The sequence below is a fragment of the Pseudomonas sp. O230 genome, assembly GCF_045447035.1.
Lineage (GTDB): Bacteria > Pseudomonadota > Gammaproteobacteria > Pseudomonadales > Pseudomonadaceae > Aquipseudomonas.
In genome coordinates this window covers 90830-106984 of record NZ_JBJGXN010000015.1, presented here as the reverse complement: position 1 = coordinate 106984, position 16155 = coordinate 90830, and the positions used below count along the sequence as shown (strand labels likewise).

Below are 16155 nucleotides of genomic sequence, written 5' to 3'. Positions count from 1 at the left end.
CCCCGTTCATCCACATGAACGGGGCTTTTGTGCGTAAAAAGAATGCTTCTCGACAACCCACGGCATAATGCGCGCCGTGATGACAATTTTTACAACGAACAAGGCGAGTGACGTGTTGAAGAAAACCCTGTTCCAGTTGCACTGGTTTTTCGGTATCAGTGCCGGGCTGGTCCTGGCCCTGATGGGCATCACCGGGGCGACGGTGTCGTTTGAGGACGAAATCCTGCGCGCACTCAACCCGTCGGTGTTGCAGGTCGAGAAACAGGTCGCCGGCGTGCTGCCGCCCGCTGAGCTGGTGGAAAAAATCGAGGGTGCATCGGGCAAGAAAGTCGCGATGATCTGGGTCGACACCGACAGTGGCAACGCCGCGCGGGTGTCCTTTACCCCGCCACCGGGCGAGCGTCGCGGTGAGATGCGCTACTTCGATCCCTACACCGCCGAGTTCCTGGGTGAGGTCACCGGCCAGGACTTCTTCGGCCTGATGCTGCAACTGCACCGCTTCCTCGCCATGGGCGATACCGGTCGGCAAATCACCGGCGCCTGTACGCTGATCCTGGTGTTCTTCTGCCTGTCCGGCCTTTACCTGCGCTGGCCGCGCCAATGGAAAAGCTGGCGCGCCTGGCTGACCCTCGACTGGAAGAAAACGGGCCGCAGCTTCAACTGGGATTTGCACTCGGTGGCCGGCACCTGGTGCCTGGTGTTTTACCTGCTGGCGGCGCTGACCGGGTTGTCCTGGTCTTACGAGTGGTACAACAAGGGCCTGACCCGATTGCTGTCCGATGCGCCGCAGAATGAGCGGGTTCGCAATCGTGGCCCGGCACCAGAAGGCCCGGCGCCGACGGCCGATTACGCCGCGATGTGGAGCAGCATTTACAGCGCCGCCGGCCCGGCACTGAGTGCCTACAACATTCGTATGCCGCCCGTGGCCGGGCAACCCGCGACGGTGTTCTACCTGTTGAACTCCTCGCCCCACGACCGCGCGCTGAACCAGATCACCCTCGATCCGGCCACCGGCCTCGTCAAACGCCATGACCGCTACAGCGACAAAAGCTTCAAGGCGCAACTGCTGACGAGCATCTACGCGCTGCACGTCGGCAGTTACTTCGGGATTGTCGGACGAATCGTCCTGACGCTCAGCGCACTGACCATGCCGCTGTTTTTCATCACCGGCTGGTTGCTGTACCTGGATCGTCGACGCAAGAAAAAGCAGATCAAGGACGCCCGCAAAGGCCTCGAACAACCGGACAGCGATGCTCCGGCGTGGCTGATCGGCTTCGCCAGCCAAAGCGGGTTTGCCGAACAACTGGCGTGGCAGACCGCCGGTCAACTGCAAGCGGCAGGCCTGCCGGTGAAGGTTCAGCCGCTGGCCAATGTCAGCGAGCAAGACCTGCGCAACTCCAGCAATGCGCTGTTCGTGGTCAGCACCTTCGGCGACGGCGAAGCGCCGGACAGCGCCCGTGGTTTCGAACGCAAAGTGCTGGGCCGGGCATTGAGCCTGGAGAGCCTGAATTACGCCGTGCTCGGACTCGGTGACCGGCAGTATCAACACTTCTGCGGTTTCGCCCGACGCTTGCATGCCTGGCTCGGCGAACACGGCGGCAAGCACCTGTTCGCGCCGGTGGAAGTCGACTGCGGCGACCCTTACGCCTTGCGTCACTGGCAGCAGCAACTCGGTCTACTAACCGGACAGGCCCCCGTGGACACCTGGCAAGCGCCGAGCTACGACAACTGGACGCTGAGCCGTCGCGACTTGATGAACCCGGACAGCAGCGGCTCGCCGGTGTACCTGCTGGGCCTCAGCGCGCCGACCACCAGCAGTTGGCTGGCCGGTGATCTGGTGGAAGTGTTGCCGCGTAACTGCTCGTGGGCGATCGAGCATTTCCTCGATGGCCTGGGGATCGACGGTCGCGCCTCGGTGGTGCTCGATGGCTTGTCGCAAGCGCTGGAACAAGCACTCGCCACTCGACAATTGCCCGGAAACCGCACGCACCTTGTCGGTCTGCACGCCCAAGCGCTGGTGGACGCGCTGGTGCCGTTGGCCCTGCGCGAATACTCCATCGCCTCGATTGCCGCCGACGGCGTGCTGGAACTGATCGTGCGCCAGGAGCTGCATCCCGACGGCAGCCTGGGCGTCGGCTCCGGATGGCTGACCGAACACGCGCCGCTGGGCAGCACCATCAGCCTGCGGGTTCGCCGCAACAGCGGCTTCCATCTGCCCGTCGAACCGGCGCCGATGATCCTGCTGGGCAACGGCACCGGCCTTGCCGGGCTGCGCAGTTTGCTCAAGGCGCGGATTGCCGATGGGCAAACTCGCCATTGGCTGCTGTTTGGCGAGCGAAATCGCGAGCACGATTTCCTCTGTCGCGCGGAGCTTGAGGATTGGTTGATTTCAGGGGATCTGGAACGGTTGGACCTGGCGTTTTCGCGGGATCAGGCCGAGAAGATTTACGTGCAGGATCGCCTGCGCGAGTCGGCCGGTTTGCTCAAGCAATGGCTGGCCGACGGTGCCGTCATTTACATCTGCGGCAGCTTGCAGGGGATGGCCTCGGGGGTGGATCACGTGCTCAACGAAGTGCTGGGGATTGAAGAAGTTGATCGCCTGATTGAGCAGGGCCGCTACCGCCGCGACGTTTACTGAGGGGAAATGAAGCACCTGACGTCAAATTAATATTTGCCGTCAGGGCAGGTTCTCAAGCTGAAGGTGACGTCAATGGGTCGCTGCCTGTGGACCGCTTTTTGATATTGAGCCGCTTATCAAGACGCTCGATGTCCTGAGCCGCCGGGCATCGAACTTTAGAGCAGTCGTGATCCCGGCACATCTTGTCGCAGTCAATATTTTCTTGATCCATCTGGTAATCAAGAATGCAGACGTCGCTCGTATTGCTTCGGTAAGCACCGTTACGATCTACATCTTTTGCGAAAACAAAGCAGTTCTTTTCGTTTCCGGGAAAACCGATATCACAAACCCAACCTGCGACTAATCCCCAATCCCCATTACATATACCTGCATTAGTTTCATTGGTTTTTTGGCAAGCAGACAGCGCGAGCGTACAAAAGAGCAGAGATACAACGGTCTTCCACGCTGACCCTGGTTGTCCATTTATATATTTCATCAGCTATTACTCGGTTGGTTTTGATTCAGCCTAAATAAAACCCACCGAAAAACACCTGTAAGAAATGACAGACAACTATATTGATTGGCAATAAGCGAACAGCGTACTTAAGTCAGTAATTCCGATTCGTTCTTACAGCAGCTGCAATTTCTGTTCAAACACACTGACCCCATCCAGATCCCGCAACACCACACTCATCTCCCCCGTCGCCCCCTCAATGTTCACCTCGCCAAAAAACTGAAACCCGGCAAACGGTGAGGTGTTCTGCGCCGGGGGTGCCTTCTCGAAAACCACCTCGGGCCCGAAGGTTTTATCCAGCGGATTAGGTCCGAAACTCCCCGCATTCAACGGCCCGGCAACAAATTCCCAAAACGGTTCGAAGTCCTGAAACGCGGCACGATCCGGATGATAGTGATGCGCCGCGCAGTAATGCACATCGGCCGTCAGGAATACAAAATTACGCACCTGCTGTGCCCGTAGAAACCCGAGCAGTTCAGCGATTTCCAGTTCGCGCCCCTGAGCCGGTCCCGGTTCGCCATTGGCCACCGCCTCCCAGCGCGCCACTCCCGGCCTGACTTCTCCGTCGGGGACGCCGAGGCCGATCGGCATGTCGGCGGCGATGACCTTCCATTGGGCAGTGGAGGTTTTCAATTCACGCTTGAGCCAGTCCAGTTGCTCACGTCCGAGAAAGGGTTTGGCTGCACCGAGGTTGTCATCATTGGCCTCACGATAACTGCGCATGTCGAGCACAAACACATCCAGCATCGGCCCATAACCGAGCTTGCGATAAATCCGCCCGCCACCGTCGGCGCTCTGCAAACGCATCGGTGCATATTCCAGCCAGGCCTGACGCGCGCGCCCCACCAGGCTGTGGATATCCTTGCTCTTGTAGCGCTCGTCCAATTGCTTGCCCGGCGAACAGTTGTTCACCACTTCGTGGTCGTCCCACTGCCAGATCTGCGGCACTTCGGCGTTGAAACGACGGACGTTTTCGTCCATCAGGTTGTAGCGGTAATTGCCGCGATACTCGTCGAGGGTTTCGGCCACTTTGCTCTTGGCCTCGCTGGTGATGTTGCGCCACACGCGGCCACTTTCAGTAATAAGCTGCGCCGGCACCGGGCCGTCCGCGTAGATGGTGTCGCCGCTGTGGATAAAGAAGTCCGGCAGGCGCAGGCGCATGGCTTCGTAGATGCGCATGCCGCCGATATCCGGGTTGATGCCGAAACCCTGGCCGACGGTGTCGCCGCTCCAGACGAAACGAATGTCGCGCCGGGTCTGCGGCACGCTGCGCAAGTGGCCGAACCAGGGCTCGCTGGTGACGCCGCTCTGAGCGTCTTCGAAATGCACGCGATAGAAAATCGCCTGGCCGGCGGGCAGACCGCTGAGCTCGACCCGCGCGGTGAAATCACTGCGGGCATCCGCCAGTGGCGAGACAAAACGCCGAGGGTTGGTGAACAGGCTGCGGGTGTCCCACTCCACCACCATCCGCGCCGCACGATCGCTGCGGCTCCAGACCATCGCCCGGTCGCCCAGCACGTCGCCGGACTGCACGCCATCGGTGAGTTGCGGCCGATCCTTGACCGAAGCGATCACCGCCGGCGCGAGGCCGGGAAGCAGAATCCCGGCGCCGACCACTTGGATGACACGACGGCGACTGAGGTTGAATTCGCTCATGGTGTACTCCCTGAAAAAGGAAAACTAAAACATGACCGTGTGAACCGGGCGTGACACGCAAATCAGCCAACACCACAGAGCCCTATCGAAGACTCTATGTTGCAGGGCAACCCTGCAATTGCAGATCGGCAGGTATTCGCTCTGATTTTTCATCGTGCCTCCTGTTCCTACCAAGGAGTAGGAAATTTCAGCGCTGGATTTGGGAAATGTCCTCACGCCAGCGCCTGAACGATCCAAGTAGTTTGAGGCTCCCTCGGGTAATCACGGGGCGCAGACAAAGCCAGCAAACAGAACCGGGAAGGTTGAACCATGAAATATGATTTGAAGTTTCAGATTTACGGAAGAGAAGAAGCCAGCGACCTGGCTGTATTCGAAACCGATTTACCCCCGACCGTAACCACCGATGTCCTGATGCCGATAATGGCTTGGCATAAGGAAGAGGATGCCATGGCGAGCCATCTTCTGACCGCCAGGCAGATCAAGGCAATTGAACGTCTCGCAATGACTAAATTGCCCAGGAACCTAATGCTGTATATCAGCTGCTACCTGTGAGCCTTCGGTATCCCCCACTTGAATATTTTATGGCAGCTGTGCGTGGGACACCTTCGGGTGCGCCGGTTTCTGTACCCGGTCGGCCAACCCGCGTACGGCTGCCACCTTCTTTGTTTGGCGATGCGTGAGGGCTGTGCTGTGCCGGATGTGGTTCAGGCGCGGGCGTTGCAGCGGGAGGAGGCGCACCTCGGTTTGATGGTGTTGTCGCTGACGCCATCGCGGGCAAGCCCGCTCCCACAGTGATCTCTGTCGTACACAAGACGGGTGTTCAACGCCATAACCTGTGGGAGCGGGCTTGCCCGCGATGACGGACTGACATTCAACATTTATGTTGGCTGAAAGACCGCCATCGCCAGCAAGCCGGCTCCAGGGGCGGGTTATGCGCTGACGGGCTCTGCCGCCGGCTCAACAACTTCCGGTCGCTTGACCACCGCATACACCACCGCCGTCAGCAAACTCCCGGCGACAATCGCCAGCAAATAAAGCAGCGCATGGTTGATCGCATTCGGGATCGCCAACACAAACAACCCACCGTGCGGCGCCATCAGTTTGCAGCCGAAATACATCGACAACGCCCCCGTCAGCGCCCCCCCGGCGATGCTCGCCGGAAGCACCCGCAGCGGGTCCTTGGCGGCAAACGGAATCGCGCCTTCGGAGATGAAGCACAACCCCAGCACCAACGCCGCTTTACCTGCTTCGCGCTCAGCCTGGGCGAACTTGCGCCGGGCAATGAACGTGGCAATGCCCAGGCCAATCGGCGGTACCATGCCGGCCGCCATCGTCGCGGCCATTGGCGCATAACTCTGCGACGCCAGCAGCCCCACCGAGAAGGCATACGCGGCTTTGTTGATCGGGCCACCGAGGTCGACGCACATCATGCCGCCCAGCAATACGCCGAGCAGAATCGCGTTGGTGGTGCCCATGCTGTCGAGGAAATGCGTGAGCCCCGCGAGCATCCCGGCCACCGGCTTGCCGACCACATAGATCATCACCAGACCGGTGAACAGACTCGCCAGCAACGGGATGATCAGGATCGGTTTCAGCGCTTCGAGGCTTTGCGGCAAACGCGCATACCGATTGATCGCCTGCGCCGCGTAACCGGCGATGAACCCGGCAATGATCCCGCCGATGAAACCGGCACCCAGCGTGCTCGCCAGCAAGCCGCCAATCATCCCCGGCGCAAGGCCCGGACGGTCGGCAATCGAGTAGGCGATGTAGCCCGCCAGCAGCGGCACCATCAGCTTGAACGCGGTCTCGCCGCCGATCTGCATCAGGGCCGCGGCGAGGGTGCCTTCTTCCTTGAACGCGGTGATGCCGAAGACGAACGACAACGCGATCATCAGGCCGCCCGCCACCACCATCGGCAGCATGAACGACACACCGGTCAGCAGGTGTTTGTAGACGCCGGTCTTCTCCTGTTTGGCCGGACCTTTGGCGCCGGTCGCGGCGCTTTCCTGCTGGCCTTCGGCCAGCGCTTTGTTCAGCGTCGCTTCGGCTTGCTTCAAGGCGATACCCGTGCCGCAGCGATAGATTTTCTTGCCGGCAAAACGCTCGGTCGCGACTTCGATATCGCAGGCCAATAGCACCACGTCGGCGTCGGCAATCGCCGTCGCACTCAACGGATTGCGAGCACCGACCGAGCCCTGGGTTTCGACTTGCAGGTCGTAGCCCAAACGTTTCGCCGCTTGCTGCAAAGCCTCAGCGGCCATGAAGGTATGTGCAACGCCGGTCGGGCACGCGGTGATCGCGACCAGCCGGGGCGCGTTTTTCGTGACGGCCACCGGTTCGGCGACCGCTGCGGGGGCGAGGTAAACCTCAGCGTCTTCAGCACCGCGACGCAGCACGACTTCGACATCTTGCAGGGCATGCGCCGGGGTGCTTTGGAACACCCGCTTGCCAATGAATCGCGACATATCCACTGGCGCGCTGGTCACCAGCAACACCCATTCGGCCGCTTCAATTGTGGCCGCCGACAACTGGCGCTCCGGGTGCGCCGCATCCACCACTTCGACGCTGGTGCTCCAGCCCTGACGCTGCGCTGCGGCATCGAGCAAGCGGGCACAAAGCACGCTGGTGACCATGCCGTTGGGGCAAGCCGTAACAATGGCTAACTTCATGACAAACCCTCTTATTGTTCTGTCAGGGGACGCACGCGCACACCCTGTTCAAGCCGCGCCAATTGAGCCGCATCGCCGATTCCGAAACCGATCTGGGTCACCGCCATCGCGGCAATCGCCGTGGCAGTGCGCAGGGTCTGTTCCGGTGTGTCGGCGCTGAGCAGACCGTGGAGCATGCCGGCCAGTAACGAATCCCCTGCGCCCACCGTACTGGCGACGCTAACCTTGGGTGGCGTGGCATGCATCGCCGAGCCAACACTGAACCAGTTCACGCCGTCGGCGCCGTGGGAAATCACCACGTGCTCGATGCCTTGCGCATGCAAGCGGCTCGCAGCTTCGGCTTGAGCCGCGACCGAAACCACTTCACAGCCGAGCACTTCGGCCAGTTCTTCGGTGTTGGGTTTGATCAACCACGGACCGGCCTTGAGTGCTTCGCGCAATGCTTCACCACTAGTGTCCAGGGCGACGTTCAAGCCAAGATTTTTCAAGCGCAGAATCAGTGCCCGCAACCATTCAGGACTGACGCCTTGCGGCAGACTGCCGGCGACAACGACCACGTCATGCCCCGGCGCAATCTGATCCAGTCGATCGAGCAACGCCTGCTGCGCCGCTTCACTGACCTTCGGCCCGGGGCCGTTGATGTCGGTGATGCGCCCGGCGCTTTCCGCCAGTTTGAGGTTGCTGCGTGTCTCGCCGGGAACGCGGATAAACGCGTCGACAAAACCGCGTTTGACGAACAGGGCTTCGAACGCCTGAAGGTTGTCCTCGCCGAGGAAACCGCTGACGGTGAGCGAATGCCCAAGGTCCGCCAGCACCTGCGCCACGTTCACGCCTTTACCGGCAGCGTGGGTGTGCATCTCGTCACTGCGATTGACCTGGCCGGGCTCGAGGCGCGGCAACTGCACCGTCAGGTCCAGCGCCGGGTTGAGGGTCAGGGTCAGGATCTTGGCCATTACAGGGCCTCCACTAATGCGCGCACTTCATTTGCGCTGCCGACGGCCAGGGCCTGTCGGGCGAGGGTTTGAGTCTGGGTCAGGCTGAGTTCGCGAATGCGCGCCTTGACCTCGGCGATGCTGCGGCCCGATACGCTCAACTCATCCACACCGAGGCCGACCAGCACCGGCACCGCCAGCGGATCGGCCGCCAGCTCGCCGCACACGCCGACCCACTTGCCATGGGCATGGGCCGCACGCACGGTGATGTCGATCAGTTGCAGCACCGCCGGATGCAAGCCGTCCGCCTGGGCCGACAAAGTCGGATGACCACGGTCGATGGCCAGGGTGTATTGGGTGAGGTCGTTGGTGCCGACGCTGAAGAAGTCGACTTCCTTGGCCAGCACCGGCGCCAGCAATGCCGCCGAAGGTACTTCGATCATGATCCCCAGTTGCAGGTCCGCCACCGGGATTTCCAGACGCAGGCGCTCGGTCATGTCTCGGGCCTGACGCCACTCGTCAACGCTGCCAACCATCGGGAACATGATGCGCAGCGGGCGGTTGTCAGCGGCGCGCAGCAGGGCGCGCAATTGCGCTTCCATGATCTGCGGACGCTGCAAGGTCAGGCGAATGCCGCGCACGCCGAGGAACGGGTTTTCTTCTTTTGCGATCGGCCAATACGGCAGCGGTTTGTCGCCGCCGACGTCGAGGGTGCGTACCACCAGTGGCCGACCGGCGAGGCCATCGAGTACACGACGGTATTCGACTTCCTGAGTCGCTTCGTCCGGCGCCTGCGAGTGGGCCATGAAAATCAGTTCGGTGCGCAGCAAGCCGATGCCTTCGGCGCCCTGCTCCACGGCGCTGGTGACGCCTGCGCTTTCGCCGATGTTGGCGAACACTTCGACCGCGTAGCCGTCAGTGGTCAGCGCCGGTTGATGACGTTGTTCGGCGGCGGCTTTCAAGCGTTGCTCGCGGGTGTCGCGCTCTTCGGTGGCGCGCTGCAGGGTCGCCGCATCGGCGTCCACATGCAGGCGACCGCGCTGGCCGTCGAGCAGCAACGGCGTGCCCGGTGCCAGCAGCAACACCGCCGCACCGGCGCCGACCAATGCTGGAATACCCAGCGCTCGGGCGACGATGGCGCTGTGCGCGGTGGCGCCGCCACGGGCGGTGAGAATGCCGGCGACACGGGCAGGATCAAGACGCGCGACGTCGGAAGGACCGACTTCGTCCATGACCAGGATGTACGGCTGATCGGGTTCATTGGGCGTCTCGACGCCGCACAGTTGCGCCAACACGCGACGGCCGATATCGCGCAAATCTGCCGCACGCTCGGCGAGCAAGGCGTCCTGCAGCGATTCCTGTTGCTTCGCTGCGGCTTCAATCACCGCCATCCACGCCGCTTCGGCGCTTTCGCCCTGCTTGAGGCGAGTTTCGACTTCGTCGGTCAATTCCGGGTCGTCGAGCATTTCCTGGTGGGTGATGAAAATCTCGCGAATGGCTTTGGATTTGCTGCGCTCGATCAAGCCTTCGATGTCACGACGCACGTGCGCCAGCGCTTGCTGGAGACGCTCGCGTTCAATGGCGGCGGACTCACCGCGCAGCGGGTATTCGATGGTTTGCAGTACTTGAATGTGTGCCGGGCCGATGGCAATGCCCGGCGCGGCAGGGATGGCCTGAACCAGGCTGCCGGATGCCGGGGCGAGCAGCACTTCGGCCACCTCCGCGATCACTTCACGTTGTTGGCTAACCGCAGGCAATGGCTCGATTTCTTCACCGAGGCCTTCTTCGATCGCGGCCAGCAAGGCGGGCAAGGCATCGGCGGCGATGCTCGGCTCAGCGATGAATTCCAACACCTGACCGCGACGGGCGCCGAGGCTCAGCAGTTTGCTCAAGCTTTTCACCGACACCGCGCTGTCCTGGCCATCGACAATGAGCACGCGAATCTCACCGTCAAAACTCTTCGCCAGTTGCGCGAGGATTTTCGCCGGGCGCGCGTGCAAACCGTGGGCATTGGCCAGCGCAATGCGTGCGCTGGGCCAGTCCGCCGGCAGTTCACCGCCGAGCACTTCGAGGACTTTACGGCTGCTGGTGGCGCGCCCCAGTTCATGACCACGGCCTTCGATCAGCAACGCGCAAAGGCGTTCGAGCAAGGCCTGGTGCGCCTCGCCGAGGCTGGCCAGACAGAACAGGCCGCTGAGCGGCTGGCCGAGGTAGCGTATCGGTTTGTCCGGCGTGACAAACGCCAGGCCCGGACGCTTGACCGTTTGCTCACTGTGCAACCACCACAAGCCATCGCCCAGCGGCAACGCTTCGACTTGCTGCAACACCGCAGAAAAACCATTGCTCACGCAATCCGCCTGACGCAGCAAACGCGCACCGCGCCAGACCAGTTCTTCGAAGTCATCGGCCGATACGCCGAGGCCGATCATCTGTGCATCCAGTGCCAGTTCCTGCGGCGCGCCTTGCAGCAGCTTCAGCAACGCTTCGGCAGAACTGGCGCGACGCAGGGCCTGGCCCAGATCGGTTTCGCCGAGGGCGCGGGTCAGCAGTTGCAGCAGGCGCAAGTGCTCATCGGATTTGGCTGCAATGCCGATCGCCAAATAGACGATCTGGCCGTCGCCCCAATCCACGCCTTCAGGGAATTGCATCAGCCGCACGCCAGTGGAAAACACCTGGTCGCGGGTTTGCGGCGTACCGTGGGGGATGGCAATACCTTGACCGAGAAAGGTCGAGCCCTGGGCTTCGCGCGCCTGCAAACCGGCGAGATACCCCTCGGCCACCAGACCATCGGCGACCAGATGCCCTGCCAGTAAATGCAACGCTGCGGACTTGTCCACGGCCGACTGGCCCATGGAAATCTGCTCTAGGGTGAGCTCGAGCATGCTTTCTCCTTTTTGGCGCATTGAGGCACCAGGTATTGTTTTGAATGAATCAGCTTAGGCCCTTAATCATCACTTTTGGCGGTTTCGCGGCAGAACCGGCCAAATGAACCTATAACGTAGAAAATACGCCTGCTGAAACGTTTAATCTAGAATGATTGGCACGTTACTCGATTATGTCCCATCCTTGAAGCCCAACCTGTCGGATAGGTTGCGACAATAGTTGCCTGCCTGAATCGGGTAGGATTGGCGAAAATGTCGGCCGACAAACAAGGAAAACCCGAGTTGAAACTCAGTGATATCGCCCAACTGGCCGGTGTGTCCGTGACCACCGCCAGTTATGTCATCAATGGCAAGGCCGCACAGCAACGCATCAGCAGTGCCACCGTCGAGCGCGTGCGCGCGGTCGTCGAACAACATGGCTTCACGCCCAACCCGCAAGCGGCCGGGCTGCGCAGTCGGCACACCCGCACGCTGGGTTTCATTCTGCCGGACCTGGAAAACCCCAGTTACGCGCGAATCGCCAAGCTGCTGGAACAAGGTGCCCGGGCCCGTGGTTATCAGTTGCTGATCGCCAGTTCCGACGATGCGCCGGACAGCGAACGGCAACTGCTGCAACTGTTCCGCGCCCGACGTTGCGACGCCTTGATCGTCGCCAGTTGCCTGCCGGCCGGTGACGACAGTTACCGACAGCTACAAGCCAAAGGCATTCCGATCATCGCCATCGACCGGGTCATGGAGCCCGAGCATTTCTGCTCGGTGATCAGTGATGATCGCGAAGCCAGTCTGCAACTGACGCGCAGCTTGCTCGATCCGTTGCCCAAGCAGATCGCCCTGATCGGTGCACGTCCCGAACTGAGCATCAGCCAGGAGCGGGCGGCGGGATTCAAGGAAGCACTGAGCGGTTTCAAAGGCGAGATCCTGATCGAACACGGCGAATCGTTCAGCCGCGAGTGCGGCAAGCAGTTGATGGAAGAAATGCTTCAGCGCCTGGGGCATTTGCCGGATGCGCTGGTGACCACCTCCTACGTGCTGCTTCAAGGCGTATTCGACGCTTTGCACGACTTCCCGTTGAAAACCCGCCCGCTGCGCCTGGGCACATTCGGCGACACGCAGTTGCTGGACTTCCTGCCACTGCCGGTCAACGCCATGGCCCAGCAACACCAGTTGATCGCCGACAAAGCACTGCAACTGGCCCTGGCCGCCATTGAGCAGTCTGATTACCAGCCCGGCGTGCAAGCCATCGCGCGGACCTTCAAGCAGCGTATTCGCCAGGACTGAACCGTGGAGCTGATCGACAGCCACACTCATCTGGACTTTCCGGATTTCGACGAGGACCGCCCGGCGCTGCTCGCCGAGAGCCGCGCCCTTGGCGTGCGGCGGATGGTGGTGCTGGGGGTTTATCAGGCCAATTGGCAGCGAGTTTGGGATCTGGTGCAAAGCGATCCCGATCTGCATGCGGCGTTCGGTTTGCACCCGGTGTATCTGGAGCAGCATCGGCCTGAAGATTTACCCGAACTCGGCGATTGGCTCAGCCGTTTAACCGGCCATCGACAGCTGTGCGCGGTGGGTGAGATCGGCCTCGATTACTTCATCGAAACCCTCGACCGTGAGCGCCAGCAAGCGCTGTTTGAGGCACAACTGCAATTGGCGGCGGATTTCAATCTGCCGGCACTGATTCACGTGCGACGCAGCCATGCCGCGGTGATTGCCACGCTCAAGCGCTTCAAGTTGAAACGCACAGGCATCATTCACGCCTTCGCCGGCAGCAAGGAAGAGGCCCGCGAGTACATCAGGCTCGGTTTCAAACTGGGCCTTGGCGGCGCGGCGACCTGGCCGCAGGCCTTGCGCATGCACCGCGTGCTGGCCGAGCTGCCGTTGGAATCGGTGGTGCTGGAAACCGACTCACCGGACATGGCCCCCGCCATGTTTCCCGGTCAGCGCAACAGCCCGGCGCATTTGCCGGCGATCTGCGAGGCGCTGGCTGAAATCATGGCGATCAGTCCTGAACGGTTGGCGGCTGTCAGCACGGCCAATGTGTGCGAGCTGTTCAACTGGTAGTCAGTCGGCGTGAGCCTTGGCAGCTTCCAGAATCAGCGTCATATGGTGGCGGTGTCGGGCGAACCGGATGACCACGAAGTAGACCAGAATCGCGATCAGCGAAAAATTCAGCTGCTCGACCACGTTGAGTAGCCCGACCCACTCCATCACCAATAACACCAGCAACGCGGTGCATACCATCACCATCGTGCTTGCCCGCAGCATCGCGAGTGAGTCGAGGGACTTGATGCGCCTGATCTGCTTCGGATCGCTCAGTTGCAAGGCTTTGTGGCAGTGGGAACAAGAGAATGCTTCGTTGATTGCGATGGCGTTGAGTTGCCAGGGTTCGAGTCGCCGAGTGTTTCCGCAATGAGCACAGTGCCCTTGGATTCCAGTTGTAGCGAAGGACATAACCGAGCCTCCTCAAGGTAGGTCAGGGTTGTGGATAATCCTTCATTGAAGACCAAATGCCAGAGCCTGCAGGGAAATCGGATACTGCCTACACGTAACGGGAACAAGTACTACAGACGATGCACAAATCTGTAGGAGCAAGCTTGCTCCTACAGGGGTTACGCGGTTCTTCAGACCCGGAAGGCGCTGATCAGCTGTTTGAGCTCAACCACCTGAGCCGACAGCGCCCGGCTGGCATCTTCGGTCTTGTGTGCCCCTTCGGCGGTGCGTTCGCCAGCCCGGTTGATCTCGACGATGTTCTGGTCGATGTCGTGGGCGACGGCAGTCTGTTGTTCCACGGCGGCGGCGATCTGCTGGTTCTGATCGACGATCATGCCTACCGCCCCAAGAATATTTTCCAGCGCCTGCTGGACCTTTTCCGACTGCCCCACCGTGCCATTGGCCATTTGATGGCTGGTGCCCATGGCCTTCACTGCGGCGCCGACACCGCTGTGCAGTTTGGCGATCATCTGTTCGATTTCTTCGGTCGATTGCTGGGTGCGTTTGGCCAGGGTCCGGACCTCGTCCGCCACCACCGCGAAACCTCGGCCTTGCTCGCCGGCCCTGGCCGCCTCGATGGCTGCGTTGAGCGCCAGCAGGTTGGTCTGTTCGGCGATGCTTTTGATCACTTCCAGCACGCGACTGATGGACTGGCTGTCACTGGCCAGTTGATTGATCACCAGCACCGACTGATCGATTTCGCTCGCCAGCGCAGCAATGCTGCCCTGCTGAGACTCCACCAACCCGCGACCGCTGATGGTTTCGTCATTGACGCTGTGGGCGCTGCTGACCGCCGCGGCTGCGCTGCGGGCCACCTCCAGTGAGGTGGCCGACATTTGGTTCATCGCCGTGGCGACCTGTTCGATTTGCGAGCGTTGCCCCGCGACAGCCTGGTTGCTCTGGGCGGATACGTTCTCGACCTGACAGGCCTGACGCTCGACTTCCCCGACGGTATGGCCGACACGCTCGATCAAGTCATGGATTTTCTTCACCGTGCCGTTGAACACCTCGCCCAATTCGCCCAGCTCGTCACGGCTGTTGGCGTTGAAGGTCACGGTCATGTCGCCGGCCGCGACCTTGTCCATCATCGCGCCAAGGCGTTTGAGGGTGGTGCGGGTCGAGGCGTAGAAGCCGCCGTAGAGGTAAAAAATCAGCACAAACACCACCGTCAGCGCCACGGCCTGCAAGACCATGTGCGTGCGGTTCTGGGTCAGCCGTTGTTGCAACTGGGTATCGAGGAATTTCAGGGTGGCTTCGTTGAGTTGGTAAGTCTGGTCCATCAGGCCGGTGACCTGATCGTAAAAAGCCTGCCACGGCGCATCGAGGGTGTCTGCCATCACCACCTGTTCTTCGAACAGTTCACTGGCCTTTTTCAGCGACGCCTTGCTGCTCTCGGCCTGCGCCGCCAGGGTTTCACGTGCCGCCTTGCTTGAGCCCAGCGCATCCTGCAACTTCAGACCGTACTCGGCCTGCAGCTTTTCGATCTGCGCCAGCAACTCATCGAAACGGGTGCTCGACGACGAATTGAGAAACCCTTGCCCCAGCGAGTAAGAGCCCATGGCGCGGCCATCGCCCAAGGTCTGGGTGACGGGCGGCGTGACGTTGGTGATGAGTTCGGTGAGCTGACGCATGTCGCTCTGATTGTCACGGCTCAAACCGGCCTGACTGGCGATGATCTGGCTGAAAATTTGCGCGTTGCCGAGCAACTTGCCGATCAGCGCACTTTTGCTTTGCAACGAGTTTTCCGTTTGCTGGGCCTTGAACGCGGTGATCATCTCGTCGCGCTTGCCATCGAAAACCGTAATCTGTTCCGCATCGGTGGTCATCGCCGTCAGCCCTTGCAGGCGAGCCAGAACACTGTGTTCCAGGTCGGTGATCTGGGATTCGAGATTGCCGGCCTTGCCGGCCTGGCCCAGGTAGACGTTGATCTGTACCAGGTTGTTCAGAGTTTCCAGATCGCGTCGAAGCGTCAGGCTGCTGCCCAGCAGGTCGAGGCTCTGCAGTTCCACTCGGGTGCCCTGGAATTCGCGATAGGAATCACGCACCAGATAAAAGTTGGTCACCAGCATGGGCACCAGGAACAGAACGCTGATCAGGCTGAACTTCATGCCGAAGCTCAGGCGATTCATTAGTGCGACGGCGGGATAGAGCAAGCTCTTCACTGGAAGTCTCCCTTGGATTTCTTATTTTTATTGGCAGGCACAGACAAGCAGCAGATAGCCACTATTGAGTGCTGTCTCTGTATAGCTCAAATCGGCGGGGGGTTTTGTAACTTAAGGTTAACGCCAGCTTATCGAACGAGAGGGTCCTGCCGTTCAAAAGGCGCCATGCCAACCCTGTCCCTGTAGGAGCCGGCTTGCCGGCGATGGCCTCAATGCGGTGTTCCTGAAACACCGAG

The 16155-nt window shown here is 60.8% G+C and carries 11 protein-coding genes; 4 read left to right on the top strand and 7 right to left on the bottom strand.

Annotation, left to right across the window (positions count from 1 at the left end):
* Positions 1-112: 112 nt before the first annotated feature.
* Positions 113-2638: a PepSY domain-containing protein gene (locus ACI77H_RS28405; RefSeq protein WP_407015121.1), complete on the top strand. Its 2526-nt coding sequence runs from the start codon at positions 113-115 to the stop codon at positions 2636-2638.
* 52 nt (positions 2639-2690) lie between these two features.
* Here the strand turns inward: ACI77H_RS28405 and ACI77H_RS28400 are convergent, their stop codons facing one another.
* Complete coding sequence (locus ACI77H_RS28400; protein ID WP_407015101.1) at positions 2691-3113, bottom strand: hypothetical protein; 423 nt, start codon at positions 3111-3113, stop codon at positions 2691-2693.
* A 132-nt stretch (positions 3114-3245) separates the two neighbouring features.
* Positions 3246-4787, bottom strand: coding sequence for an alkaline phosphatase D family protein (locus ACI77H_RS28395; protein WP_407015100.1), 1542 nt, complete (start codon positions 4785-4787; stop codon positions 3246-3248).
* 309 nt (positions 4788-5096) lie between these two features.
* Here ACI77H_RS28395 and ACI77H_RS28390 point away from each other — a divergent pair, with 309 nt between their 5' ends.
* Positions 5097-5339 (top strand): pyocin S6 family toxin immunity protein, encoded by a 243-nt coding sequence (locus tag ACI77H_RS28390; RefSeq protein ID WP_407015099.1) that lies wholly within the window; start codon positions 5097-5099, stop codon positions 5337-5339.
* Positions 5340-5716: 377 nt separating this feature from the next.
* On the opposite strand, the gene ACI77H_RS28385 is transcribed toward ACI77H_RS28390, so the two are convergent.
* From ACI77H_RS28385 to ptsP, 3 genes are read right to left on the bottom strand one after another with little or no spacing between them, the layout of a single operon-like run.
* Positions 5717-7456, bottom strand: a complete 1740-nt coding sequence (locus ACI77H_RS28385) for a PTS fructose-like transporter subunit IIB (RefSeq protein WP_407015098.1) — start codon at positions 7454-7456, stop codon at positions 5717-5719.
* Between the two features lie 11 nt (positions 7457-7467).
* Positions 7468-8409 carry a 1-phosphofructokinase gene (gene pfkB, locus ACI77H_RS28380; protein WP_407015097.1) on the bottom strand — a complete coding sequence of 314 codons (942 nt, stop codon included), beginning with the start codon at positions 8407-8409 and terminating at the stop codon, positions 7468-7470.
* Positions 8409-11270, bottom strand: coding sequence for a phosphoenolpyruvate--protein phosphotransferase (ptsP, locus tag ACI77H_RS28375; protein WP_407015096.1), 2862 nt, complete (start codon positions 11268-11270; stop codon positions 8409-8411). Before ptsP ends, pfkB begins: the two co-directional genes overlap by 1 nt.
* A 282-nt stretch (positions 11271-11552) precedes the next feature.
* Here ptsP and cra point away from each other — a divergent pair, with 282 nt between their 5' ends.
* Positions 11553-12548, top strand: a complete 996-nt coding sequence (gene cra / locus ACI77H_RS28370; RefSeq protein WP_407015120.1) for a catabolite repressor/activator — start codon at positions 11553-11555, stop codon at positions 12546-12548.
* A gap of 3 nt (positions 12549-12551) precedes the next feature.
* Positions 12552-13328: a TatD family hydrolase gene (locus ACI77H_RS28365; protein ID WP_407015094.1), complete on the top strand. Its 777-nt coding sequence runs from the start codon at positions 12552-12554 to the stop codon at positions 13326-13328.
* Here the strand turns inward: ACI77H_RS28365 and ACI77H_RS28360 are convergent, their stop codons facing one another.
* Together ACI77H_RS28360 and ACI77H_RS28355 are read right to left on the bottom strand one after the other, a co-directional pair.
* Entirely contained in the window at positions 13329-13718 is a 390-nt protein-coding gene (locus ACI77H_RS28360; protein WP_407015093.1) for a hypothetical protein, read from the bottom strand. It abuts the gene before it with no gap.
* A 170-nt stretch (positions 13719-13888) separates the two neighbouring features.
* The gene (locus ACI77H_RS28355) at positions 13889-15919 is read right to left on the bottom strand and encodes a methyl-accepting chemotaxis protein (protein ID WP_407015092.1); all 2031 of its coding nucleotides are present in this window, start codon (positions 15917-15919) and stop codon (positions 13889-13891) included.
* Between the last annotated feature and the right edge of the window lie 236 nt (positions 15920-16155).